Origin of the sequence: Amycolatopsis palatopharyngis (assembly GCF_003385185.1) — a bacterium.
GTDB lineage: Bacteria > Actinomycetota > Actinomycetes > Mycobacteriales > Pseudonocardiaceae > Amycolatopsis > Amycolatopsis palatopharyngis.
Genome location: NZ_PQHZ01000023.1, coordinates 76,328 through 100,424 on the forward strand (window position 1 = coordinate 76,328; position 24,097 = coordinate 100,424).

Annotated in this window: 23 protein-coding genes and 1 pseudogene; 13 read left to right on the forward strand and 11 right to left on the reverse strand. The window is 64.9% G+C overall.

Annotated elements, in window-relative coordinates:
* Nucleotides 1-117: 117 nt before the first annotated feature.
* The 4 genes from D0C15_RS18735 to D0C15_RS35080 all read left to right on the forward strand — a co-directional run bounded on the left by D0C15_RS18735 (nucleotide 118) and on the right by D0C15_RS35080 (nucleotide 6,524).
* Entirely contained in the window at nucleotides 118-1,824 is a 1,707-nt protein-coding gene (locus D0C15_RS18735) for an acyl-CoA dehydrogenase family protein (RefSeq protein ID WP_116047130.1), read from the forward strand.
* Entirely contained in the window at nucleotides 1,817-3,079 is a 1,263-nt protein-coding gene (locus tag D0C15_RS18740; protein ID WP_116047132.1) for a CaiB/BaiF CoA transferase family protein, read from the forward strand. Before D0C15_RS18735 ends, D0C15_RS18740 begins: the two co-directional genes overlap by 8 nt.
* A 119-nt stretch (nucleotides 3,080-3,198) precedes the next feature.
* The gene (locus D0C15_RS18745; protein WP_116047134.1) at nucleotides 3,199-4,329 is read left to right on the forward strand and encodes a TAXI family TRAP transporter solute-binding subunit; all 1,131 of its coding nucleotides are present in this window, start codon (nucleotides 3,199-3,201) and stop codon (nucleotides 4,327-4,329) included.
* A 98-nt stretch (nucleotides 4,330-4,427) separates the two neighbouring features.
* Nucleotides 4,428-6,524 carry a TRAP transporter fused permease subunit gene (locus D0C15_RS35080; RefSeq protein WP_162830142.1) on the forward strand — a complete coding sequence of 699 codons (2,097 nt, stop codon included), beginning with the start codon at nucleotides 4,428-4,430 and terminating at the stop codon, nucleotides 6,522-6,524.
* A gap of 312 nt (nucleotides 6,525-6,836) precedes the next feature.
* Here D0C15_RS35080 and D0C15_RS18755 read toward each other — a convergent pair whose 3' ends face one another.
* Together D0C15_RS18755 and D0C15_RS18760 are read right to left on the reverse strand one after the other, a co-directional pair.
* The gene (locus D0C15_RS18755) at nucleotides 6,837-7,781 is read right to left on the reverse strand and encodes an NAD-dependent epimerase/dehydratase family protein (RefSeq protein WP_116047137.1); all 945 of its coding nucleotides are present in this window, start codon (nucleotides 7,779-7,781) and stop codon (nucleotides 6,837-6,839) included.
* A 329-nt stretch (nucleotides 7,782-8,110) separates the two neighbouring features.
* Nucleotides 8,111-8,695 carry a TetR/AcrR family transcriptional regulator gene (locus D0C15_RS18760; RefSeq protein ID WP_116047138.1) on the reverse strand — a complete coding sequence of 195 codons (585 nt, stop codon included), beginning with the start codon at nucleotides 8,693-8,695 and terminating at the stop codon, nucleotides 8,111-8,113.
* Between the two features lie 103 nt (nucleotides 8,696-8,798).
* Here D0C15_RS18760 and D0C15_RS18765 point away from each other — a divergent pair, with 103 nt between their 5' ends.
* Nucleotides 8,799-9,122: a hypothetical protein gene (locus tag D0C15_RS18765; protein ID WP_116047141.1), complete on the forward strand. Its 324-nt coding sequence runs from the start codon at nucleotides 8,799-8,801 to the stop codon at nucleotides 9,120-9,122.
* A gap of 194 nt (nucleotides 9,123-9,316) precedes the next feature.
* Here the strand turns inward: D0C15_RS18765 and D0C15_RS18770 are convergent, their stop codons facing one another.
* Complete coding sequence (locus D0C15_RS18770; protein ID WP_245975968.1) at nucleotides 9,317-10,018, reverse strand: TetR/AcrR family transcriptional regulator; 702 nt, start codon at nucleotides 10,016-10,018, stop codon at nucleotides 9,317-9,319.
* Nucleotides 10,019-10,062: 44 nt separating this feature from the next.
* Between D0C15_RS18770 and D0C15_RS18775 the strand changes: the two genes are divergently transcribed.
* Genes D0C15_RS18775 through D0C15_RS18800 form a run of 6 tightly spaced genes read left to right on the forward strand, consistent with a single transcriptional unit; the run spans nucleotide 10,063 to nucleotide 15,046 of the window.
* Nucleotides 10,063-11,034: an alpha/beta hydrolase gene (locus D0C15_RS18775; protein WP_245975974.1), complete on the forward strand. Its 972-nt coding sequence runs from the start codon at nucleotides 10,063-10,065 to the stop codon at nucleotides 11,032-11,034.
* Nucleotides 11,034-11,870: an SDR family NAD(P)-dependent oxidoreductase gene (locus D0C15_RS18780; RefSeq protein ID WP_116047147.1), complete on the forward strand. Its 837-nt coding sequence runs from the start codon at nucleotides 11,034-11,036 to the stop codon at nucleotides 11,868-11,870. The genes D0C15_RS18775 and D0C15_RS18780 overlap by 1 nt, the downstream gene beginning before the upstream one ends.
* Nucleotides 11,867-12,796 carry a ferritin-like domain-containing protein gene (locus tag D0C15_RS18785; protein ID WP_116047150.1) on the forward strand — a complete coding sequence of 310 codons (930 nt, stop codon included), beginning with the start codon at nucleotides 11,867-11,869 and terminating at the stop codon, nucleotides 12,794-12,796. Before D0C15_RS18780 ends, D0C15_RS18785 begins: the two co-directional genes overlap by 4 nt.
* Entirely contained in the window at nucleotides 12,793-13,293 is a 501-nt protein-coding gene (locus D0C15_RS18790; RefSeq protein WP_116047152.1) for an NAD(P)/FAD-dependent oxidoreductase, read from the forward strand. Before D0C15_RS18785 ends, D0C15_RS18790 begins: the two co-directional genes overlap by 4 nt.
* Nucleotides 13,290-14,843 (forward strand): flavin-containing monooxygenase, encoded by a 1,554-nt coding sequence (locus D0C15_RS18795; protein WP_116047154.1) that lies wholly within the window; start codon nucleotides 13,290-13,292, stop codon nucleotides 14,841-14,843. Before D0C15_RS18790 ends, D0C15_RS18795 begins: the two co-directional genes overlap by 4 nt.
* Complete coding sequence (locus tag D0C15_RS18800) at nucleotides 14,843-15,046, forward strand: hypothetical protein (RefSeq protein ID WP_162830143.1); 204 nt, start codon at nucleotides 14,843-14,845, stop codon at nucleotides 15,044-15,046. The genes D0C15_RS18795 and D0C15_RS18800 overlap by 1 nt, the downstream gene beginning before the upstream one ends.
* A 14-nt stretch (nucleotides 15,047-15,060) precedes the next feature.
* Here the strand turns inward: D0C15_RS18800 and D0C15_RS18805 are convergent, their stop codons facing one another.
* From D0C15_RS18805 to D0C15_RS18830, 6 genes and pseudogenes are all read right to left on the reverse strand, one after another.
* Nucleotides 15,061-16,725 carry an LVIVD repeat-containing protein gene (locus D0C15_RS18805; RefSeq protein WP_116047158.1) on the reverse strand — a complete coding sequence of 555 codons (1,665 nt, stop codon included), beginning with the start codon at nucleotides 16,723-16,725 and terminating at the stop codon, nucleotides 15,061-15,063.
* Between the two features lie 281 nt (nucleotides 16,726-17,006).
* On the reverse strand, nucleotides 17,007-17,768 hold the full coding sequence (locus D0C15_RS18810) for an isocitrate lyase/PEP mutase family protein (protein ID WP_116047160.1): 762 nt from the start codon (nucleotides 17,766-17,768) through the stop codon (nucleotides 17,007-17,009).
* 7 nt (nucleotides 17,769-17,775) lie between these two features.
* Entirely contained in the window at nucleotides 17,776-18,585 is an 810-nt protein-coding gene (locus tag D0C15_RS18815) for an SDR family NAD(P)-dependent oxidoreductase (RefSeq protein WP_116047163.1), read from the reverse strand.
* 96 nt (nucleotides 18,586-18,681) lie between these two features.
* Nucleotides 18,682-19,020, reverse strand: a complete 339-nt coding sequence (locus tag D0C15_RS18820; protein ID WP_116047165.1) for an ArsR/SmtB family transcription factor — start codon at nucleotides 19,018-19,020, stop codon at nucleotides 18,682-18,684.
* Complete coding sequence (locus tag D0C15_RS18825) at nucleotides 19,017-19,466, reverse strand: SRPBCC domain-containing protein (RefSeq protein WP_116047167.1); 450 nt, start codon at nucleotides 19,464-19,466, stop codon at nucleotides 19,017-19,019. The genes D0C15_RS18820 and D0C15_RS18825 overlap by 4 nt, the downstream gene beginning before the upstream one ends.
* Before the next feature lie 165 nt (nucleotides 19,467-19,631).
* A pseudogene (locus D0C15_RS18830) lies at nucleotides 19,632-19,973 on the reverse strand (nitronate monooxygenase); the annotation flags it as partial.
* Nucleotides 19,974-20,144: 171 nt separating this feature from the next.
* On the opposite strand from D0C15_RS18830, the gene D0C15_RS18835 reads away from it, so the two are divergent.
* Together D0C15_RS18835 and D0C15_RS18845 are read left to right on the forward strand one after the other, a co-directional pair.
* Nucleotides 20,145-20,546, forward strand: a complete 402-nt coding sequence (locus D0C15_RS18835; RefSeq protein WP_211323255.1) for a VOC family protein — start codon at nucleotides 20,145-20,147, stop codon at nucleotides 20,544-20,546.
* A 558-nt stretch (nucleotides 20,547-21,104) separates the two neighbouring features.
* Complete coding sequence (locus D0C15_RS18845; protein WP_245975980.1) at nucleotides 21,105-21,761, forward strand: CBS domain-containing protein; 657 nt, start codon at nucleotides 21,105-21,107, stop codon at nucleotides 21,759-21,761.
* 621 nt (nucleotides 21,762-22,382) lie between these two features.
* Here D0C15_RS18845 and D0C15_RS18850 read toward each other — a convergent pair.
* Both D0C15_RS18850 and D0C15_RS18855 read right to left on the reverse strand, forming a co-directional pair.
* On the reverse strand, nucleotides 22,383-22,997 hold the full coding sequence (locus tag D0C15_RS18850; protein ID WP_116047174.1) for a GPR1/FUN34/YaaH family transporter: 615 nt from the start codon (nucleotides 22,995-22,997) through the stop codon (nucleotides 22,383-22,385).
* 442 nt (nucleotides 22,998-23,439) lie between these two features.
* Nucleotides 23,440-23,637, reverse strand: coding sequence for a hypothetical protein (locus tag D0C15_RS18855; protein WP_245975983.1), 198 nt, complete (start codon nucleotides 23,635-23,637; stop codon nucleotides 23,440-23,442).
* Nucleotides 23,638-24,097 lie beyond the last annotated feature (460 nt).

Here is a 24,097-nt window from a genome sequence, read left to right on the forward strand (position 1 = left end):
TTAAGCCGATTGGTCTTGGACAAATCTTAATCCGATCAGTCAGAGTGATTGGTGTCTCCAGAACGGGAACGGCCACCCGCTCACAATCCTCACTCTTCGCTTGATCGAAAGGTCATAATGAATTTTGCCGACCGTGACCCCGCGTTGCGCCCGCTGGTGGACAGGTTGCTGTCGCCTGCGGACCGAGCACGCCTTGAGCCGATGCTCACCGAGCTCGGTGCACTTGCGGCGGGCGAGCTCGATCGGCTCGCCGCCACCGCTGATGCCAATCCGCCGGTGTTGCGTCAGTACTCGCCGAGCGGTGAGCGAATCGATGAAGTTGACTACCATCCTGCTTACGCGCGGATGGTGGAGTTGGCGTTCGGGCGATTCGGCCTTGCCGCGATGTCGCACCGTTCCGGCGTGCTGGGTTGGCCCGCACCTGCGCCGCACGTGGTGAAGTACTCGCTGTCCTACCTCTTCGTGCAAGCTGAGTTCGGGCTGGCGTGTCCGATGTCGATGACGGATTCGGCAGCCCGCATCCTCCGTATGTTCGATCCGGACCGATTCGCGGAGGAGATCGCTGCGCTTACCGCAACGGACATGAGTTCGCTGTCCACAGGAGCGATGTTCATGACAGAGAAGCAGGGCGGAACCGACATCGCGCAGACAGCGACCGAGGCGACCAACCATGGTACACATTGGACATTGCGCGGGAACAAGTGGTTCGCGTCCAATGTCTCGGCCGATGTCATCCTGACGCTGGCACGGGTTCCTGGCCAAGGCGCGGGGACCAGGGGCCTCGGTATGTTCCTGGTCCCCCGGCTGCTTCCGGACGGTAACCGAAACACCTACCGCATAGATCGGCTCAAGGACAAACTCGGAAGCAGGTCGATGGCCAGTGGGGAGGTCACGCTCGAGGACGCGTATGCGCTTCCGGTAGGTGAGCTCGCCGACGGATTCCGTCAGATGGCGGAGATGCTCAACGTCTCCCGCTTGTCCAATGCTATGCGGGCCTGCGCCTTGATGCGTCGGGCCGTGTTCGAGTCGATCGAGCACACTCGCGGCCGGAATGTCTTCGGAAAGTCGTTGTTCGACCAGCCATTGATGCGCGTGACGTTGTTGCCCATGCTCCTCGACACCGAGGCCGCGCTAGGACTGGTTCTCGAGGCGGCGGTCCGGCTTGACGAGGCTGACGCAGGCGATGCCTACTCGCGACGGCTGATCCGGATGCTGACGCCGCTGGCCAAATACACGGTGTGCAAGCAGGCGCGTCGGGTCACCGGCGAGGCGATGGAGGTTCGCGGAGGCAACGGTTACATCGAGGACTGGGTCAACCCCAGGCTGTTGCGTGACGCGCACCTGGGGTCGATCTGGGAAGGTTCCTCCAATGTAATCGCGCTCGACGTCCTGCGGTGCATGCGGCGTGAAGCTTTGCACCGCACTGTTGTCGACGAGTACGACGGGCGGCTACGCGCCATCGAGAATCCCGATGTGCAGAACACGGTTGCGGCGCTCGTCAAGCGATGGGAGGCAGTCCGAAACGAGGGTGAGGAACTGCTGGGCAGGGCGCCGGACGAGCAGCAGGCGCGGATCGGCAGTTATGCCGAGTCGATGACACACACCGTGATGGCGTCGCTGTTGGTGGAGCAGGCAGCGCACGAGGCAGGAAACCGTCGGTATCGCAAGTTGTTGGTCGCGAACACCTACGTGTGCTTGCTGGATTCCGCGATGACGAGGCCGCACATCGCTCTCGACTACCTGGGAGAACTGGCCGACGGTGGCCACGTGTCCCTGGACGTTGCCTTGGCCGCACTGGATCGCCAGGAGGTCGCATATGCGTGAAGCGGACACAGCGCAGTGCGGGCTGGCGCAGGGCGCAACGCGGCACCGCCCGGCGCCACTCAAGGGCATCAGGGTCGTGGATCTGTCGAAGATTCTGGCCGGTCCCTACGTGACCATGTCGTTGGCCGATCTCGGTGCGGATGTTATCAAGGTTGAGCATCCTGACGGGGGCGACCCGACCAGGCACTGGGGCCCTCCGTTCAATGGGCCGGATGCGACGTACTACCTGGCGACCAATCGCAACAAGCGTTCGGTAACGCTCGACCTGAAGTCGCCGGATGGGCAGGAGGCGGTGCACCGCCTCATCGCAGGCGCCGATGTAGTCGTCGAGAACTTCCGGCCGGGTAGCTCACTGGCACGGGTGTTCGACCACGAAGCACTCAGTGCGACATATCCGAAACTGGTGGTACTGCACGTCTCCGCGTTCGGCGAGACTGGTCCTTTGCGCGCTGAGCCCGGCTACGACATGGTGGCGCAGGCGGCGGCGGGTCTCATGTCGCTTACCGGCGAGCCAGGAGGCCCGCCGGTCAAGGCCGGGTATGCGATGGGTGACCTCAGTGCGGCCCTGTTCGGCGTCATCGGTGTCCTGTCGGCGCTCGTTGAACGCGCCCGTACGGGCCTCGGCCAGTGTGTGACAACCTCGCTGTACGAGTCGCAGCTTGCCTTGCACATCAACTGGGCGACCGGGTATTTCGCCACCGGTGAGACGCCGTCTCGACTGGGCTCGGGGCATCCGAGTCTCGTGCCGTATCAGGCCTACCCGGCGTCAGATGGTTATTTCGTGATCGCCGTGGGCAACGACCAACTATGGCAGCGGTTGTGCGAGGTGATTGACCGTGCCGATCTGGCTGCGGACCCGAGGTTCACCACTAACAGAGACCGGGTGAATCACCGCAAAGAACTCAACGCCGAACTCGACGCGACGCTAAGCGGCGACACCGTCAGCAACTGGTGTGGCGCTCTGAAAAGCGGCGGCGTCCCGGCCACATCGATCCGGACGCTGGATGAGATTTACAGCTGTCCACAGACCGAGGCGCTCGGGATGGTCACTACGGTGGATCATCCCGCCGTCGGCCCGCTCGACCAGGTCGCCTTCCCGGTCAGCTACCGCGGTTCGCGGCCCGAAGTTCGCACCGCACCACCGATGCTCGGTCAACACAACCATGAGGTGCTCGCCCAACTCGGGTACGAGGACGAAGCGATCCGACGGTTGACGCACTCTGTCACGCCCGAACCTCGTGAAGAGGAATTTTGATACTCGCAACGCAATAGTTAACCGACAGGACGTATTGGATCTATGTCAATCGTTCGGGGAGTGTGTTGTGCAAAGCACTGTCGGCGAACGATTTGGCTCACTTGAGGAGCACAAACGTCATGAGGAAAGCAATTGCTACGACTGCCTTCGCCATCGTTGGAACCCTTGGCCTGATCGCCTGCGGCACTTCCGGGGCTCCAGGCGCCGACGGCGAGGGTCTGCCGAGCCAGATCGTGTGGAGTACGTATGGCACCGGGACCTCAACCTACGCCGACGCGGCCGCGGTCGCCAACGCAATAACCACGAACCAGGGCACGAGGATCCGGATCATCACCTCGGACACGGCCATCGGTCGGCTGACACCGGTACGCAACGGGCAGGCCCAGATGTCGCGGACAGGTGATGACTACATCTACGCCTTCGAGGGCGACCATGACTTCGCCACCAAGGAGTGGGGACCGCAAGACGTTCGCGTGGTGTGGCCTGCCCCGCTAGACACCGGATTGCTTGTGCGGGACGACTCTGGCATCCAGAACGTCGAGGACCTGCGCGGCAAACGGTTCCCGCGGACCACCGCCAATCCCTCGGTGAACAACAAGCTGGAGGCATACCTTGCCTACGGAGGACTCACCTGGGACGACGTGCAGGTGGTGGAGATGGGATATGGCGAACAGCCTGATGCGCTGAAGGCAGGCAAGATCGACGTCCTGTTCCACGCGGTATACGGAGCGGCGCTCTATGAGTTGGAAAGCGCGTTCCCGGTGCGCTGGTTGAGTATCGACGACGACTCCGTGGCGAAGGTCGAGGCCATCGAAGACACCGCTCCCTCCGTCGAGATCGGGGTGTTCGATGAAGCGCCCGGCCAGGAGAAGGGCGAAACGGCCGTGGGTCTCCGCTACGCCGTACCGGTCGTGGCGTGGGCTGAGGCCGATCAGACGCTGGTGTACGAGACCGTCAAGGCCATTCATGGCAACTTCGACAGCTACAAAGACGCGACAGCCAACACTCCCGCCTGGAGCCTGGAGAACATTCAGACCGAGCCGCGGCAGGTCCCCTTTCACCCGGGCTTGGTCCGGTTCCTCGAGGAGAACGACGCCTGGAGCGCTGAGGCCGAGGCCCGGAACAACCAGTTGATCAAGCGCGGGGAAGCGCTCAGGGCCGGGTGGAACGGCTTCATCGAGGACGCAGGCGACGGCAACGTCGGAAAGGCATGGACAGCCTGGAAAGACAAGAACGTCCCGGCTGAATGAGGGGCCGCATATCGCGGTGTGGCCGGGCGCGGTAGATGCCCCGGCCCGGCGACATGGTTGAACGTCGCAGGGACGCTCCAGAGAGAGGATCATTCGACATGAACGTACGGTGCAACACCTTCTGGCGCGCGGTCGTCATATCCTTCACCGTGCTGGGGCTGCTGTTGACGGTAAGCCAGGCGTTCTTCTGGAACCCGTTCGGCGGCACGTTGCTTCAGGCGCAGTTCCTGTACGCCATCCTGGCGATCTTTCTCCCGCTGGTGTTCGTGATTTTCCCCGCTCGCAAGGAATCCACGAGGAACGTCGCCTGGTACGACATGCTCCTGTTCGTCGGCGCGATCGTGGTGAACGTCTACTTCGCCTATAACGCGGAGAACATCGTCACCATGGGGTGGGACTACACCGGCCCTCCGCTAGCGCTGGCCTTCAGCTTCGTGTTGTGGGTCTTGGTTGTCGAGGCGCTGCGTCGGACGGCAGGGCCGGTGGTGGCGGTGATCGCCGTGGTGTTCTCGGTCTACCCCTTGTTCGCGGGTCATGTGCCCATCGGGTTTCTCCAGGGCATCGAGTTCGACCTGCCCAGCGCGGCCCGGATGCACGCCATGGGTGGGGACAGCATTCTGGGCCTGCCGTTGCAGGCGGCGGCGAGCATCCTCATCGGCTTTCTGTTCTTCGGCGTGGTGCTCAAGCACACCGGCGGTGCGCGCTTTTTCTTCGAGTTCGCGCAGTCGCTGTTCGGGCATGCCCGGGGAGGATCGGCGAAGGTCTCGGTCGTGAGCTCGGCCTCGATGGGCATGATGAGCGGCAGTGCGGTGTCCAACGTGCTGACAACCGGTCCGATGACCATCCCGGCGATGAAGAAGGGGGGGTTTCCGGGCCGGTACGCGGCGGGTGTGGAGGCCACCGCTTCCTCCGGTGGCTCGATCACACCCCCGATCATGGGCGCCGCGGCGTTCCTGATGGTGTCGTTCGTCGGCGTTCCCTATCGAGAGGTCGCGGTGGCAGCAGCCATTCCCGCTGTGCTCTACTTCCTCGGCATTTTCGCGCAGATCGATGCGTTCTCGGCGAAGTCCAAGCTCAGCGGCATGCCGCGGGCCAAGCTGCCTCGGACGCTGCCCGTGCTGGTGTCCGGTTGGCCCTACGTTGTGGCATTGGCGGGTCTGCTGGTGCTGCTGGTGGTCTACCGCAGGGAGGCTCAGGCACCGTTCATCATCGTCGCGGCTCTCATCATGGTCGCTGCCTTGAGGCGAACCGAGCGGTTGACGCTTCGGGGCCTGGTCGAGATGTTTTTCGCCGCGGGTAAGACGATTGCGGAAATCCTGGGCATCATCGCGGGTGTCGGTTTGATCGTGGGCGGCCTGTCCATGTCGGGGGTCTCACTGTCGCTGGCCCGAGAGCTGGTTGTACTGGTGGGAGACAATGTACTTCTGATTCTCTTCGCCGGCGCGGTCACCTCGTTCGTGCTGGGCATGGGCATGACCGTCTCGGCGGTCTACGTGTTCCTGGCTATCGTGATGGCGCCCGCGATTGTCGCGTTGGGAATCGACCCGATCGCCGCGCACCTGTTCGTCATCTACTGGGCCACCGTCTCCTACATCACTCCTCCGGTGGCCCTAGCAGCCTTTGCGGCCGCGGGCATCGCAGGGACACGACCCATGCAGACCAGTCTGACGGCCATGCGGCTAGGCGTGGTCAAGTACGTCATCCCGTTCTGCTTCGCGCTCAACCCCGCTCTGGTCGGCCAGGCGAGCCTTCCGGAGATTGCGTTCACGTTCGGCATGGCCGTCCTGGGTGTGACGATGATGGCCTACAGCTTCGAAGGCTGGATGGCGGGGATCAACCGGCCCATGCACTGGGTCGCGCGAATCATCGGATCCCTCGCCGGCCTTGCGATGCTTGCCCCCGAAACGACCAGCAGCCTGCTCGGTTTGGCTGTAGCGGTGGCCGTCGTGGTCATCACCCGTCTCGCGTCACCGGCGACCCGCGGAACCACCGGTAGCACGCCTGATCAGCCGGCTCCGGGAAGTGCTGATCGCGGTGAGCTTCCCACGGGCGAAGACGGACCGATCGGAGTCAACATCTGGCAGGGCAACTTCCCTCACCACAACACCAAAGACGACGGCTACTTCGGCACCGCCCCAGCAGATTCCTTCAGGCCGAACGGTTTCGGCCTGTACAACACCTCCGGCAACGTCTGAGGGAAAGGACGCCGTCGTCGATGAGCCAGGTTTGCGGCTGTGGCACAGGCCGTGGAAGGTCGGGCCGGGTTTGATGGGGTGGAGCCGATGGATGGGGTTGGTGATGTGGGTGTTGCCGTCGGCGGCAGGGCGAGGGTTCGCTGCCAGAGCGCCCCAGCTCATATGAATTCCTCAGCCGCTGACCGGATGACGGGGCAGTCGCACACCCCACCACCGGCCGAAGCCCGGCGCCTGTCTCGACGACAACGACGCCGGGCTTCGTTCAGTGAACGGCCGAATCACTCCTGCACGGCCTCGGCCGCTCCTTCGGCCTCAGGTCCGCACGAGGTACTCGCGGTACCAGTCGATGGTGTCGCGTAACGCATCGCGCAGAGGGGTCGGGTGCTGCCCGAAGGTGTTTTCGAATGCGGTGGAGACCATGTTCTGCGGGATGCGGTGCTGGTAGAACATCTCGGCGTACTCCGCCATGAACGTTTCGTCGAAGGGGCCGTAGGGTTTCGCTTCGGTCAGCAGGTCGACCTCGATGGGTTTGCCAGTGATGTCCTCGACGATGCGGTGGATCTCGGTGGTGCTGAGAGCGGGGACCGTCGGCAGGTGCCAGATTTTGCCGTCACCACGGTCGGTGGTGCCGAGCGTGGCCAGCCCGTGAGCGATGTCGCGGATGTAGCTGTAGCTGTGTGGTAGCTGGATATCGCCGAAGGCAAGTGCGGACTGCCCGGTCAGTGCTCCCGGGAAGAACGCGGCGCCGAGGGTGGAGTTGAGCACGCCAGGGCCGAAGAAGTCGGCCGAGCGGCCCATCGCGGTGAGCACGGCGCCGGAGGAGTGGGCACCTAGATAGCGCCGGTCGAGTTCGGCGCGCAGCTTTCCCTTCCGGCTGGTCGCCGCCCATGGTGTGGCCTCCGTGATGTGTTCACCATCGGCCTCGCCGTAGGGGTAGAGCGTGTCGAGCACGACAAGCTTCGCGCCGTGCCGCTCGGCCGCGGTGAGGATGTTGTTCGCGATCGTGGGCATGGCCTCGACCTGGCGGTGGTAGGCCACGTTGATCGCGTGGTAGATGACGGATGCGGAGTCGGTCGCGGCGATTGCCGCCTCCGGTCTGGAAATGTCGGCCTGATGCGTCTCGACACCGGTCGGCGCACCGTTGATCGTTTCCCGGTCGACATGGCGCACCGCGAGGCCGCGGCCTGCCAGTTCGGCGGCGATCGCGGTACCCGCCGGCCCGGCTCCGAGTACGACGTGCAGGTCTGTGCTGCTCATGGGTGTTCTCCTGGAGTGGATCGATATGTCGATTGCGTGCTGGACGGTCCGCTAGTTCCACGCGCCGAGCATTAGTACGGCGGCGATAACGAGGACCGCGAGCGTGATTCGCCAGGCGATGAGTTCGCCGGGAACGGGAGTGCGGCTGTCGGCTTCCTGAGGCATCGGGATACTCCTCGAGTTGTGAGTGACTGATCAATCACTACAGCGGTCAAAAGAAGCGCCCGCTGTCGGACCGCGGGCGGGGTTGGATCAGTTCCAGGCGACGAACATGATGACGTCAAGGACTGCCAGGGGCATCAGTGCAAACCATCGCGTTGCCGTGCGGGTCATGTCTGCTCACCTCCTTCCGCTGGGTGGTGTCGGACGCCGTCGGTCAGCGTGGTCGCCCACGGCTCGTCGACGCTGAAGGCGTCGAGCGTGGTCAGCAGGTGGCACAGTTGTCCATAGGCGACGAACCGCTGCACCTGTGCCGCGCTGGCGCGGGATCGGCTGGTAGCCAACGAGGTGATGCGAGCGATGCCATTTTGGACAGCCGAGGCGATCTCCGGTATGTCGGTCGCGGCCTGCGCGTGGACCTGCAGCATCAGTAGATCCCGATCGGCGATCAAGGCGGCATAAGCCTCGCCCATCGCGTGGAGTACGCCTGCCGGGGTCTGTGTCGTGGCGCGCGCGGCCCCGTCCTCGAGTGCGTCGAGGATTCGTTCGTAACATCGCTCCAGTGCTGCGACGAACAGCGGAACCTTGCCGGCAAACAGCTTGAACACATACGCGGGCGAGATCCGCGCGTGCTCGGCGACCGCCGTGATGGGCGTGCCGGAGTAACCGCCCTGCGCGAACACCTTCACGGCACTGGTCACGACGGTCTCTCGGCGGGCCTCGGACGTAGACAGTGTCGCTCGCTCTTCGCTCACGTGAGTGACTGTACACTCACTATTGGCCGGTAACAACAACGCCCTCATGTAGCCGGCATATGGCTTACGATCGTTTAAGAGATTTACGTACGATCTTTTCGGCATGCTGCTCATCACCAGTCTCGAGTATGGGTACAGCCGGCTTCGGAAGCTGCAGCCTTTCGCGGTCTATGTTGATCTGCTGAGTCTGGATCGTAAGATCAACCTGCGCCTGAATGTGATGCTCGGACTCGGTGACACCGGCGAGTTGGAAGCGCTGGGCCCGCTGGTCAACAGACCGACTGCCCGCGCTGAGCCGTGCGCGCTGCAGCAGCGGCAAGAAGGTCCGGGCGCAGACGGCATGGTGGCGGCTGATGCCGGTGTTGACCTTGCGAGTGCGGCGTCGGTTCTCAAGGGCTCTCCGTGCGCGCGTGCGGTCACGGCATGATCCACGCCTTATTGAGCTTCTCGATCGGTCAGCTTGGTGGTCCCCGGTTTGGATTGACCCGGCCTCGTTGGCACCGAGGGCACAATCAACGGCAGCAACGTCGGCGAAGGCCAGATCGAAGTTTCCGCAGGTCGGTGTGCTGCCTCCGGCATTCCCGGCACCTGCTGGACCTCGCATTGAGCCCGAGGGGCAGATCAACCTATGTGGTCACTGTATTGGGCGATCGGTTGCGCCGTGCCCGCGTGGGGATCGCGATTGTCCGGGCGGAGGAAGCTTTGGGACAGTGACTGGCTGATGCCGGTGAGTTGGTCGACGAGTGCGTCGGCGTCGACGTCGACGAGGTTGGATCTCCAGGCGAGCATGATCTCGACGAACCCGCCGATACCGAGAAGCACGGTGGTGCGGAGGGCCTGATCGTCGACCCCGTCACGCAGGAAGGGACGGGCGAGGTCGACCATGATGTCGGTGGCCTGCTGCACGGTTTGCCTTCGGCGTTGTTCCAGGACGGCACTGCCGGAATGGTCGCCGAAGAGGATTTGCGCCCAGGTGGGCTCGGCTTGCAGGTGGTGCACGAGGGCGTGCAGGGCGGCGTGCAACTGGTCCAGTGCAGGCTGATCGGCGCGGGCGTCGATCACCCTGAGGAGCATTTGCAGCGTCTGGTCCCGGATCTGGTCCCAGACGGCAACGAGCAGTTGGTCGCGGTTGGCGAAGCTCTCGTAGAAATAGCGGTCGGTGAGCTTGGCGCGTGCGCACACGCCGCGCATGGTCACCGCTGCCCAGCCCTGCTCCTGCCAGATTTCCATCGCCGACCCGAGCAGGGCGTCGCGCCGCTCCTGCCAGCGCTCATCCGCGGTTTTACCGCCGTAGCGCCGGGCGGGTCCGGTTGAGGAGCTCACCCGTACATCTTGACATGACAGTTCACATTCACAATTCTGATGGCATGCGCCCTCAGAATAGGTCGGCCGTACGGACGATCCGCAGTGACGTGGCCGCGGCCGTCACCGCGGCCACCCTTCGCCCGCTCACCGCGGTGATTCCGCTCAACCGGGCCGGTATCCGGCTGTCTCGTTGGGTCGTGGCGAGCGCGCTGGCCACCTTTGGCCCGCCACTAACGGGCAGCCGGATAGGCCCGGCCGGGTCCGGTCCACGCGGCGAATGGGTCCGAGGGCCAGGGGTCGTACGGAACGACGTCGCGGTGTTCTACGTGCACGGCAGCGGCTATGTGCTGTGCTCGGCCCGAACCCATCGCGGCCTGACCAGCCGGGTGTCGGCAGGTACCGGGGTGCCGGTGTTCGCCTGCGACTACCGGCTCGCGCCCCGGCACCGGTTTCCCAGTGCGGCCGATGACGTGCGTGCGGCCTATGACTGGCTGGTGGCGGAGGTCGGCGACCCCGGGCGGATCGTGCTGGCGGGCGACTCGGCTGGTGGGCACCTCGCTGTCGACCTGACATTGCAACTGCTGCGCGAGGGTCGCCCGCCGCCCGCCGCGCTGGCGTTGTTCTCGCCGCTGTTTGACCCGACGTTCGCGCTGGCCGCCGAGCGGGACCGGCTGCGGCGGGACCCGATGATCTCCGCGGCGCGGGCCGCTCGGTTGATCCGTCTCTATGCTCGCGACGCCGACCCGCGTTCGCCCCGCCTGCGGCTGTCCGGCGATGACGTGACCGGGTTCCCGCCCACGCTCATCCAGGCGGGTGGCCGGGAGATGCTGGCCGCCGACGCGGAGGCGCTGGCGCGTGTGCTGCGCCGTGCGGGCTCGGACTGCGAGTTGGAGATCGTCCCGGGACAGATGCATGTGTTCCAGGCACTGCCCCGGCTGATACCCGAGGGGCGGGCCGCACTGGAGCGGGCCTGCGAGTTCCTGGCCGCCCGCCTACCCCCCGTCGCACCGGGGCCGTTGCGGGAGGCGTCCTGATGGGCCGCCGGACATACGGCGCGCACGCCGTCGTTACCGGGGCGGGCAGCGGGATCGGGCGCGCGTTCGCCGTGGAGCTTGCGCGGCGCGGCGGGCGGGTGGTCTGCACCGACCTCGACCGTGCCACCGTCGAGGAAACCGTGGCCGGGGTAAAGGCCGACGGCGGCGAGGCCCTTGCCGTCGTCGGCGACGTCTCCAGTGCTGATGACGTCGGTGACCTGGCCAACGCTGCGCGCTCGTGGCTCGGCCGGGACCCGGACCTGGTGGTGAACAATGCGGGCATCGGCGCGGGCGGCCAAGTGGTCGGCGACGTCCCGCTCGCGGACTGGCAGCGCACACTGGGCGTGAACCTCTGGGGCGTCATCCACGGCTGCCACACGTTTCTGCCCGCGATGCGCCAGGCCCGCGCGGGCGGTGTCATCAACGTGGCCTCGGCCGCCGGCTTCACATCCGCCCCGCGGATGGCGGCTTACAACGTGAGCAAGGCCGGGGTGGTCAGCCTGTCCGAGACGCTGGCCGCCGAGCTGTCCGGCAGCGGCGTCGGCGTCACGGTGCTCTGCCCGACCTTCGTGCGCACCAACATTTTCGGCGGCGAACTCATCGACGCCGCCGCCCGCGGGCTGGCCCAGCGGTTGTCGGACCTGGTCGGGTTCTCGCCCGAGCGAGTCGCCCGGCGGACCCTCGACGCGCATGACCGCGGACGGCTCTACGTGGTGCCGCAGCCGGACGCCCAGATGCTCTGGCACGCCAAACGGTTGCTGCCCACGCCCTACGCCCGCGTCGCCGGGCTGCTCGGCCGGTTCGTGCCGGCGCCACAACACAAGGAGGATCGATGACCCACGACTTTGCCGCCATGCTGCAGACCATCAAGGACAAACAGTGGTCGCTGGCCGACATCGACTGGGATGCCCCTGGCGCGGAAACGATGACCGACGAGTTGCGCGCCAAGATGCGACCGTTCATGGCTGACCTGGTGTGGATCGAGCACGTCGGTGCTCGCGGTTTCGCCTCGCTGGCCAAGAAGGCGCCCACCCCGGAGATCCAGGAGATCTACCGCTACTTCCATGCCGAGGAGCAGAAGCACGCCAACGCCGAGCTAGCGCTGATGAAGCGCTGGGGAATGCTCGACGAGGACGGCGCCATGCCCGAGCCGGACATCAACGTCAAACTCGCCATCAAGGTGCTCGACAACTTCGGCGACACGCTGCCGCTGACCGGGCTCGCCACGCTCATCCCGCTACTGGAGTGCGCGCTGGACGGCGCACTGGTGAAATTCCTGCTCGAAGAGGTCACCGATCCGGTGTGCCACCAGGTGTTCAAGCACATCAACTCCGACGAGTCGCGGCACATCACCGTGGACTTCCAGGTGCTGGAGCTGATCGGTGCCGGGCCGCGGCACAAACTGCTGATCGAGACCATCGGCAATCTCAAACCGCAGGTGGTACTCGGGCTGCTGGTCGTGTTCGTGCCGCTGATCAACAAGATGCGGGACAACATCGTGGCGATGGGCTTGCCGGAGAAGAAGTTGTACAACGCCGTGAAGCGGTTCGGCACCATCGGCAGCCGCGGCAGTTTCACCAAGCGCATCCCGGCCTACCACGTGCTCAAGGCTCAGGCGGCGATGGTCGTGGACCGCTCGCACGTCTACCACAAATACCTTGCCGATCCGATGGTGAAGCTCACCAGCCGCGTGCCCGCCAAGCTGCTCGGGAAGCCGCAGTCGTGGACCGAGGAAATCACCCATGAGCCGGTGGCGTCATGAGTGGCAGGGGAATCGCCTGCTTCACCGGCGAGGTGCTGCGCGGCACCGAATGGTTCGGCCACGACTACGCCGGGCAACGAGTTGCCGTGGCGGCCCCGGGCCGCGAAGCCGCGCAGATCGCGCCCGAGGTGGCCGCCACCGCGCTGTCGGTGAAGGTGTTCCAGGAGGAGCCGGACTGGATGCTGCCACTGCCCGTACCAGGCGGGCGTGTCGTCGGCGTCGCGGTGGCACGGGCGTTCCTGCGCTCGCAGGTCAAGGACCCGTGGCTGCGGAAGTTGCTCACCCCACATCGCCGGTTCGGCTCCCGCCGACTGGCATCCGGACTGAACTACTACGACGCACTGCAGCGGTCGAACTGCAAACTCATCACCTGGCCGGTGTACGCCTTCGTTCCTGAGGGCGTGCGCACTGCCGAGGGCATCGAGCACCGATTCGACGTCGTTGTCCTCGGCAGCAGTTCGATCTTCGCCCGCACACTGGAAGGACGTCCCGCATGAGCTTCCCGGACCACGAGGTCGCCATCATCGGCGGCGGATTCTCCGGCATCGGTGCCGCGATCCTGCTGGACAAAGCAGGATTCGGCGACTTCGTCGTGCTGGAGGAAGGCGAAGGACTCGGCGGCGCATGGCACTGGAACACCTATCCCGGCGTGGCCGTGGACATCCCGTCGTTCAGCTACCAATTCTCCTTCGAGCAGGTCGCCCGCTGGTCGCGCGTCTACGCCCCGGGCAACGAACTCAAGGCCTACGCCGAGTACTGCGTGGACAAGTACGACATCCGCCGCCGCACCCGCCTCGGCGCGAAAGTCGTCGCCGCGACGTTCGAAGAGGAAACGCACCTGTGGCGGCTGGACACCGCCGACGGCGCGTCCATCACCGCGCGGTTCGTCATCGGCGCCACCGGCGTACTGACCCAGCCGAAACCACCGGACATCGATGGTCTGGCGGGATTCCGCGGCACGCTCATGCACACCGCTCGCTGGGACCACGAGGTGGACCTGCGCGGCAAGCGAGCGGCGATCGTCGGCACCGGCGCCTCCGCGGTACAGGTAATCCCGTCCATCGCCCCGGACGTCGAGCACCTCACCGTCTTCCAGCGCACCCCCATCTGGTGTCTGCCCAAACCGGACACCACACTGTCCGGCCCCGCCCGTCTGGCGCTGAACCGGTTGCCCGGCGTGAAGCGGCTGGCCAGGCTGGCCAGCCAGACGTTCGTGGAGCTGACGTTCCCGCTTGCCGCGCACTTCCACCGGCTGCTGCCCACCGCGAGCGTCGGCGAGCGGATCGCCCGTGCCCACCTGCTCAGGGCCGTGCGAGATCCGGCGACCCGCGACAAGCTCACACCTGACTACGCGCTGGGCTGCAAACGCCCGAGCTTCTCCAACGACTACCTTCCCACCTTCAACCGGCCCGACGTCACCCTGGAAACCACCGCCATCTCGGCCATCACCGAGCGCGGCGTGCGTACCGCGGACGGCACCGAGCACCCGGTGGACGTGCTGATCCTGGCGACCGGGTTCAAGGTCTTCGAGAAGGGCAACATGCCCGCCTTCACCGTGCGCGGCACCGGCGGCAACGATCTGGAGAAGTTCTGGCACGAGAACCGGTTCCAGGCCTACCAGGGAGTCAGCGTGCCCGGCTTCCCGAACCTGTTCACCATCCTCGGCCCCTACGGCTACAACGGCTCGTCCTACTTCAACCTCATCGAAACCCAGTCAGCGCACATCGTGCGGTGCCTGACGCACGCGCGCCGAATCGGCGCCAGCAGGGTGGAGGTCACCCAGGAAGCCAACGACCGGTACTTCCGCACGATGCTCGGACGGCGCAGGCACCAGGTCTTCTTCCAGGACTCCTGCTCCCTGGCCAACAGCTATTACTTCGATGAGAACGGCGACGTCCCCTTCCGCGCGTCGCCCACCCTCGAAACAATGTTGGCCAGCCACAGGTTTCCCCTGCGCGACTACACATTCGAACCCCCCTCGCGTTCCCCGGCGGGCCGGAATCAGGGGGTGTCCAACGCGTCGAGGATGACGTTGCCGCTGAGGTAGTGCCCAGGGGAGTGGCGCCGGACGACAGCTACGCGACCGGCGTTCCGCCTGGGATGCTCGACACCACCCTCGGTTGCGGCCTGAGCCTGCCCGCAGGCCGCACCGACACCCTGGCCGGGTGGACCGGCCCGCAACTCGCCGCGACAGAAGGCTTCTCTGTCGCGCTATTGACCGAGCACGGGCCGGTCTGCACCTTCTTTTGACTTCAGGTGAGCGGTCACCTGTGGAGGTGGGGATCGGCAGGCTTACGGGTGAGCGGCAGACTCACCATCCAGGCGAGGGGAAATCGCCCGCGGTAACGGAGTGCGGCGATGGCCACTGCGGCGGCGAGCAGTGCGACCCATCCCGTGCCGGATGCACCGCCGCCCGTGCCGTTCGGTGGTATGGCGGCCGTCTGCGAGGCGTCGGCGACACTCAGGTCAACGATGGGCGGCATTGTCTCGTCACCCGGCAGGTCGACGGTCAGCACGTCAAGGCCACGGACGAGGTCGACGGAATACACGATGTTCGTCTGCTTGCCGGTGGCGATTCCGTTGTTGTTGCGTTGCGGCACCCAGTACGCGTCCCACACCTCGCTCACCCCTGAGGTGAACCAGCCGTACTGCTTGAGGTCGCCCGGGTCGCGCACGTCCGTCAGTCGCATGCCCTGCTGGTAGTAGCCCTGCGCGACGATGCCTGAGCCGTGGTAGTCGAACCAGTGTCCAGAGCAGAAACCACCGACCGGCGTGGACAACCCGCCACCCTCGGCGGGAGCGTTGATCTTGTCGAGCGGACGCATGTTCCCGAGGCCGGGCTCGAGGTCTGGGTTCCCCGCGCGGTAGGCCGCGCCGTCCAGGGTCGGCACGTACCAGGTCTGGAAAGTTCCAGCCTGGTCGCAGGCCAGTTCCTCGCCGTCGTTGGCGTAGTCCTCCTCGGTCACGAGGAGGACGTTGCCGTTCTCGACACTCGGCGGGGCGCCTTCGGTGAAGCGGGTCGCGTTCGGACGAAAGGCGTTGTGGTGGATGAAGTTGTTCCATCCCGCGTTCGGACCCTCGGGCCGGTTGTCGGTGCCGAGTTCGTTTGTCCCCTCGACAGGCACCGGTTTGGCAGGGTCACTGACGTCGAAGACCGCTGTACCGCCGGAGCCTGTATGGAAGCCGTAGCCGGCGTCGTCGAAGTTCCACTTGTGCCCCGCACCACGGGTGAAGATCTCGTTCGGCTTACCCGCCGGTGACTCGAAAACCTGCAGTTCCTTCGGATCGTCGAGGTCGGTGAGGTCGATGACCGAGAATTCTCCGTTGCGTCCCGCCGTGTAAGCGTAGCGGCAGTCGGTCTGGTCCACGCACGAGATCGTGTGGGTGTTGGTCTGCGTCGGGACACGCGAGCGCACATGGGGATTCGCCGGATCGGTCACATCAACAACCACGACCTCGTTGGTGAACCCGAGATGGTCGGGTTCGGTGGGCGTGTACTGGAAGAGGTCGGAGCCGACCAGGACGAAACGTTCGATCTCGCCGCCCTTTCCCCGCTTCTCCCCGTAGTTGATGGCCTCGTTCTCGAACACCAGGTTCGGCAGTGTGCCGACGATCCGCGGACTCAGCGGGTCGCTCACGTCGTAGACGCTGATGCTGTCGGTGCTCGACACGTAGAAGTACGGCGCGCTCTTGGCGAAGATGCCGGAGATGCCTGCCGTGTCCGGCACATTCGTCACGAAACGCACGTTCGGGCTGGTCACCATGGGGACCGAGGTACCGTCGAGGAATCTGGCGCGTTTCTCCGCGCGTTCCTCGGAGCCGTGGTCGTTGCCGTGTGCGAAGGCGGATGCTGGGGCAAGGGCGAGAGCTGCGACGACGCCGATTGTGACGGCGGCGGCGCGGCGATAGCGGCGAGTGGATCGGAACACGCGGGGCCTCCCGGAGAGCAGCGGATGCGCTTGACAGCCAACGAGCGGACCACCGTCCGGGTTACGCGTGCGCCGGGTGGCCTTTGGAGATCAGCTCAACGGAGCGGCGTTGGGCGGCGGCGATCGGGTACCGGAGTGCGCCGCTCACCAGCGAACTACTGGCGCGGTCCAGCGAGTAGCACGGCGAGCCGATATCCCCGAGGACGTTTCCAAGTTGTGACTGGCGTTCCGACGATGATTGCCGGAGGCTCGCTGAAGGCTGGAGCAGACCCGGAGCGCGATCAGCCGCACAGCGCGAGAAGACGCTGGAGATCGGTGTGCAGGTGGTCAAGCGCGCTGCGATAGAGCTGGGGCCCCACGGAGACCCGGGCCACGCCGATGGCACGAAGTTCGTCCATTGACCCGCCATTGAGCGGAAGACCAGCGTTCACCGGTGCGCCGGCCTCGGCGACGATGGCACGGAGATCGTCCAGGCCGGCTCCGATGGGGAATACGCAGTCAGCGCCTGCCGACCAGTACGCCGCAGCCCTGCTGACCGCATCGGCACACTGTTGGTTTCCCGCCAGAGGCGAGGAGGGGGAGAACGAGTCGATCCGGGCGTTGATGACCAGCGGCAACCCGATGCGACCGGCCGCCGCACGCATCTGGGCGATGTAAGTGGCGCGGACATCGGCGTCGACAAGGCCGCCGTTGACGTGATCGGAGTCCTCGATGTTGCAGCCGACGACGCCGATTCCGCGCAGCAGTTCGACCAGTTCCTCCGGCGTCAGCCCGTAGCCGGCCTCGGCGTCGACGGTGACCGGCACGTCGACAGAGGATGCGATGCGTTGGGCGACGAACATCATCTCCTCGCTCAGGGCGCCCTCACCGTCGGCATAGCCCAAAGCGGCGGAGATCGCGTTGCTCGCGGTCGCGACCACCGGGAAGCCCGCGTCGGCGACGGCACGGGCACTCCCGACATCCCAGGCGTTGGGTAGCACCAGCGGAGCACCCGGAACGTGCAAGGTACGAAGCAGTTCGGCCTTGTCGGTCTGATCGGACATGGCGGCCTCAGTCGACCAGTGCGCCGGCGGATAGGTTGGCGGTGGTTCCGGTCATGACCCCACCTCGATCTGAGGCCAGGAACGCGGCCGTTTCCGCTACTTCAGAAAGCGTCGGCAGTCGCTTGAGTAGCGTTCCCTGGGCCAGTCCGTCGTCGAGGAACTCCTGGACCGTCTTCCCCGCGGCTTCCGCACCCGGCTGGAACAGGTCCTTTGTGTATGAACCTGCCGCGGGCGCGTCGGCGACAGCGTGCGTGCGGATGCCGATGACCCGGATGTTGCTGGGGGCCAGTTCCGCGGCAAGCACCCGCGAGAAGGCCTCCTTGCCAGCGGCGCTCGCAGCGTGTCCCAGAATGCCGCCGACAGCCAGCTTGGCACCAGGTTCGGACAAGGTCAGGATGACGCCGGGCCGTTCGTGACCCATGTGGCGTGCCACGGCCTTGCTGGTGATGAACATCGCCCTCAGGAAACCGTCAATTGGTCGCATGAACTCGTCCAGTGAGAGGTCGGCGAGCATGGTCCCCTGGTCATGCATGACGCTCACGGCATTGATGGCGATGTCGATGCCGCCGTTCGTCTCCGCGATCGCGTCAGCGTGCCTTTCGGTCGCCTGTTGATCGAATACGTCAACCTGTGCTGTCTCGACTGTTCCACCGGCGGCGGTGATGTCCTCCGCGACGGCGTCGAGCTTGGCCTGCGTCCGACCCGCGATGAAGACGCGTGCGCCTTCCCTGGCGAATACCCGCGCGATGGCGCCGCCGATTGCGCCTCCGCCCCCGTAGATCACCGCATTCTTCTTCTCCAGCAGCAATTCAGTCATGACTTGACCTTTCGTGGATTGGGCCAAATACGAGAGTTTCCTGCAGCATGATCTGCTGTTCCGTTTGACCGGGCGTGACATTCCGGCGATCTGTCGTCAGTCGTCCTGTTGACGCTGGATCTGTTCTGCGATGTGCTTGATGCGGTTCAGGCGTGCATCCCAGGTCCTGCCGACTTCGTTCAGTTGCCGGACAGCGCGAGAGAGCTGAGCCTGGTCCACTTCGTAACGGCGCTCACGGCCCATCGGTGTCGCATGCACCAGGCCGGCGCGGTCGAGAACACCCAGGTGCTTGGTGACTGCCTGGCGCGATATCGGAAGACGATCACTGAGGCCAGTCGGCGTACCGGCTTCCTGTGCGAGCAGCAGATCGATCAGGCGGCGCCTGACCGGGTCGCCGATCGCCGACCAGACTTCGTCGTCGATGGCGACGGTCATCGCGGCGCCACGGACGCGGCGTAGTTCTGCAGCCTGGGCAGGAACAGGTTCCAGCCACGCTCGTGATCGCGGAAGGCCTCCTCGAGCACATCAGGTTCCCAGCCCTTGTCCAGCCAGCCACTCTCGGTCAGGCGCAGAATCGTGCCGTCACCGGAGGCCTCTAGCTCAAAGGTGGCGAGCAGCGAGTTGTTCGCCGCGGGCGTTTCGCCGTCAGGAGCGACCCAGTAGAACGCGAACTTGCGAGGCGGGTCGACCTCGACGACCGTCAGAGGTGCGACTTTGGCGCGGTCGCCCCAGGTCAGTTCACCGACTTCACCCGGAACGGGCTTGAACGACGCGTCGTCCGACCACCACATTCTGATGTGCTCGGGTCGACTCACCACGTCGAACACGACCTCCGGTGACGCATCGATGTGGATCTCGCGTTCCAACGTCCTGAACTCCATCGTGGACCTCCAATAGGCAACCATCTGTTGCGCTTCACTGTCGCACACCACAAAGCGTCGCGCAACTTCTGGTTGCGCAACCGGATGGGCCGCCCGTGCGCAGTGCGGGTCGAGGAGCGATCCAGGAGGAGACGCTGAGAGCTGGGTCAGGTCACATGCCGCCGCTCACTGCAGTGCAGCCCGGAGCCGGGACTCGATCAGTGTCTCGGCCTCGGTCATGATCCGGCGGACGAGTTGTGCCACGGTGGGGATGTCGTTGATCAGCCCCTGCACTCCATATGCCGCCATCGAGATCGCCGATCTCATAAAACTCTCTGCCGCGGACGCCTCGCACGAGACCCCGAACGTCCGAGAAATTTCCCCCGCCTCGTTCGATCTTCGCTCCTTGACGCGTTCGTGAACGGGAGCCTCTCGTGTGCACAGGAACCGGGTGCCCATGTTGATGCCTGCCGCGCCCAAGGCAATGGCAGCCACCAAGCCGCGAGCGTCTGCGAAGCTGCCCGAGCTATCCGAGGTCGTCTGGCTCAACAAACTGATCGCCACAACCAATCCGTAAACACAATGAGCCTCATTTGGCTTGACTATGACCTTGCGGATAGTTCAAGGAGTATGTTCAAGTGGTGGACAGCCAGCCATTTCTGCCCCACAGACCCATCCGCCGATAGACAGGGAGTGTCCGTGACTTTCCCCGGCCTGCAGCATGTCGCGATCACCGTCAGCGACCTCGAGCGCAGCACAAGGTGGTATTCGGCACTGTTCGGCGCCGGGCCCGTCCTCGACGAGGATGAGGAAGGCGGTAGGTTCCACCACACCGTCTACGCCCTTGACGGCGGCATGCTGTTCGGCCTGCACACTCATCAGGGGCGAGAGTCCGGCGATCGCTTCGCAGAGGAGCGCACCGGCCTCGATCACGTAAGCTTCGCGGTGGGCTCGCATACCGACCTGGAGCATTGGGCTCAGAAGCTGACCGAATTGGGTATCGCGCACGACGGCATAAAGAACGCCCATTACGGTAGCGGGATCTCCTTCCGGGATCCGGACAACATCGCATTGGAGTTCTTCGCCTTCCCCGAGGTCTGACCTGGCGCGAACGGCTCCGGCGGCAGCGGAGGTCAAAACTCCTCCCGGGCACGACCAAATTCCTCTCTGATTGGCATACGAACGGACTGCGGTCGAGGAATCCGCCACCGGCCACTGCTTTCGCCCATCGCATCCGAACATGCGCAGCAGATACCAGGCGCGGAATGATCGGTGTCGACGACCCTGCCACCCGCAACATATCCGGCCAGAGCGTCTCGATCCTGGAAAGTTCACCTCATTCCGCGACCGCTTTCAACGGGGCCGTAGTCACCTTCCTCATCCCGGGCACATTCGCGTACAAAATCGCAGGTCTGTCACGTCTCGCAGGCGCGGAGCATACTCCTCGTCGCGGGAGGGCGTTGAGCGCGGCGATAGGGTTTGCTAAGACGCGATTCCGTTGGTCAGGATGGTCGCTGATCGCCCAGACAGATTCTTTGTTCGCGATCATGTGTTGGGGTTCGTTGTTGCCTCGCACTGCGTTGTCTGGCAGAGCTACGTTTGCGAGCGCCGACGGGAACTCATATCATGCATTGAGCTGATCACATTGAGAGGCGGCAGATGCGCGAACCGATCGTCGCCGACATCATGAACAGGTCCGTTGCCACTGCGGTGTATGACACGCCGTTCAGAGAGATCGTCTCCGTCATGATCGGTTCGGGAGTCGCCGCGCTGCCGGTCATCGACCCGGCCGGCCGGCCCATCGGGATCGTGGATGAGGCTGACGTCCTGGCCAAACTCGAATTCCAATGCGGAGCCGACGTGCGACCACTGTTGTCAAACGGCCGGACCCGAGCACGCTGGCGCAAGTCGTCGGCCAAGACCGCCGCCGACCTGATGACTACACCGGCGATCACGATCGCTGCCGAAGCCCCACTTCGTGCCGCCGTGCGTAGGCTCGTCAGGGCCCAGCTCCGTCAACTGTGCGTCGTCAATCGCGCCCAACAGTTGGTCGGCGTACTCGCCTTCCCCGACGCTCTACGTCTGTTCCTGCGTGACGACACCGCCATCGAGGCCGACATCGAGGAACTCGTGGCCGGTACCCACCCCGGAGCCGACGGCATTACCGTCCAGGTCAATGCCGGAATAGCCACTCTCAACGGTGCACTCGGTCTACGTAGCACGGTTGAGCACGCCGACCGCACAGCACGCCGCGTACCCGGCGTTGTCGCCGTACACAACTACCTGGACTTCGAATTCGACGACCTCATGTCATGATCACCGGACCGTGGCACCGCGCTGGCAGAGCGTCCGCGTCCTGGTGCCGCGCGCCGGTGGCCGCGTTCGCGCTTGCGCACGTTTCCGCAACAGGTGAGGTTTGCCGCGAGTGAGAAGGCACAGAAGTGCTCAGCGTACCGGTGAACGCGGATGGCGAGTCGGCTGTGGACCAGAGCCAGGCGATCGATGGTTCGGGGACGCAGCGATGTTTACCGAGTCTCTCGCTGGACACGATGCATCCGTGTCTAATTCGGACTAGCTGCGCTGCCGTCGAACCAGACCCGCAGTTCGGTCTGATCGTCGGCCTTGTCGCCGTGTAGTTTGCCAGGTTCTCGGCGGCCGCCCGCACGCTCGGATTTGACGGCCGGGATCACTGTGACTAAGGGCTTACCAGGAGCCGGTGCTGATCGGCTGTGAAAGGAAACGGGCCGGAGCTGCAGATTTTAGGGCTGGCAACCTGCCACATTCGCGCGCGGCTGTTCATCTCCGAGACCACTGTGAAGTTCCATGTGCGCAAGATCGATGCGTCGAGCCGCGCGGAGACGATGTATGAGGGTCGGCAAGCCGGGATGCTCTGACACTGGGTGGGCGGCCGAAGAGTGCCGCCCACCCAGTGTCACCTCAGTTCAGCACCGGACGACCCAGCGGCAGCGGCTTGCCGCCCGTCGCGGCGGACAGCGCGCCAGCGAACAGGTACACCCCGACCGCGGTGAACGCGAACACAACGTATCCGCCTGCAGTGGTGGCAGCAGTGGAGCCGCCCACGGTGCCGTACAGCACGAGCGCGAGCGCGACGTCGATCAACGCGAACAGCAGCGTGAACGCCGCAGGCAGTCGCAGGGTGGTCAGCGTCAGCAGACCGATCGTGACCAGCCAGGCGATCAGAAACAGACCTTGTGTGGAGACCGCCGCCTCGCCGGAGATGCCGAACCAACCGTGGATCAGGCCGAGCACAAGTGCCGCATAGCTGAACCAGAAACCGGTGAACACGCCGAACACGGCGGCGACTGCGCTCTGGCCCAGTGCCGCAGCCCACACCGCTGCGACGAGTTGGCCCAGGCCCGTGGCAGGCAGGATGATCGCGATCGAGGCCCCGACAGCACCGGTTGGGACGTACCCGGTTAGCACCAGGCCGAGCGCGGTCGCGCCGACGATGAAGGTGGGTACGCCGATCAGGGAGGGGTCGCCCTCGGGCGCGGATCGAGCGGGGGCTTCGGTGGCAACGGCAGTGGTCATCGTCTACTCCTCGTTGAGCTGTGATTGATCCTTGAGTGCGTCGAAGTTGGGCGGCGGTCCAGGATCGGCCGTCCGCGGTTGAAGCGGGAGACGCGATCACATCACCCGCTTTCCGCACCGAGCTCGGTCACGGTAGCCAGGCCGGAGCGGCGGACGTGGCCGTAGCCAACAAACTGCGACGTGACGGACTACCCGCAACCGAGCGGGCCGTAGGGGCGAGGTATTCGGCGGCGACGTGGTCGGCGCGGTTCACCGGCCCGGCAAGGCAAATCACAAGCAAGGTCGACGAACCGCAGTGGAACCATCTCCACCTATCGTCACCAGATCTGAATCCAGGTGCCGTTGGCATTGGGTCCTTGCGCGTCCGGAGACGTGACCGGCCCTCGCGATCACCTGTCAGCAGTCGCTCTCGACAACGCGCCCGGTGGAAACTCCCGACTGTCTACCCAGTCTTGGGCCACATTCGTGACATCTCAGGATGATCATCATCAATAAGGCGATGCGCCAACGCGATCGCCTCGTTTGGATCGATCTGGTCAAAGGCGGGATCGCTCTTGGCCAGACCCTCGAAGACGTTTGCCAGCTCGTCTGCCGCGAGCGGGGACAGGCTGGTGTCCTGGGTACATTGCACGTAGCGCATCCGCAGCACACCCGCGGCCTGTAGCAGAAAGAAGCAGTATGCATCGTGTGCAGATGTCGCCCGAGTAGATCGAGCACCTGACTCTTGGCCTTCCACGCCGACTTCCTTTCTCTCTCCAAGTCGTCTCGGCGGGGTTCACCAGCGCCTCGTCGGCGACGACTATTCTCCGACTAGTTGCGGGCCGGATAGCTGATCGTGCTTTGTTGCCGCGTACCAGGTCTGGCGCACCGCGAGGCTGTTCGGTCGGTGCGGAACCCAACCCGTCCGTGAAGCCGGAGTGGTGGGGTTGGTGGTCTCCGCTGTGTGCCGAGCTTGTGCTCGGCACACAGCGGAGTGGCGGTGTCAGGCGGCGCGTTTTTTGAGTTCTTTGGCGGCGGCGGCGGGGTCGGTGGCGTTGTAGATGGCTCCGCCGGCGACGGCGACGGTGGCGCCGGCGTCGCGAACGGACGCGATGGTCTCG